At 72.9% G+C, this 432-nt stretch carries 1 pseudogene; it reads left to right on the plus strand.

The features are described from left to right. A pseudogene (locus RNB18_RS52455) lies at positions 1–432 on the plus strand (S41 family peptidase); the annotation flags it as partial.

Here is a 432-nt window from a genome sequence, read left to right on the forward strand (position 1 = left end):
GTTCGAGGACGAGAACCCGGTCTTCACGGAGGACGGCCGCTACCTCGCGTTCCTCTCCTGGCGGGGCTTCGACCCGGTGTACGACGTGCACACCGGGGACCTCTCCTTCCCGCTGGGCTGCCGCCCGTACCTGGTCCCGCTCTCCTCCGCGACCCCCTCCCCCTTCGCGCTCTCCCCGGACGGGCGCCCGGCGGCGGGCGGCCTGGACCCGATAGACGTTCCGGAGGCCGGGAGTACGTCGGAGGGCTCCACGGTCATGGTCGAGTTCGAGGGCCTGGAGAGCCGGGTGACGCCGTTCCCGGTCTCCGCCTCCAAGTACTCGGCGCTGCACCCGGTGAGCGGCGGCGGTCTGGTCTGGCTGCGGTGGCCGATCTCGGGGGCGCTGGGCGAGACGTTCGCCAACCCGGCCGACATGTCGGGGCGGCCGACGCT

Source organism: Streptomyces doebereineriae (genome assembly GCF_031845645.1).
GTDB classification, from domain to species: domain Bacteria; phylum Actinomycetota; class Actinomycetes; order Streptomycetales; family Streptomycetaceae; genus Streptomyces; species Streptomyces canus.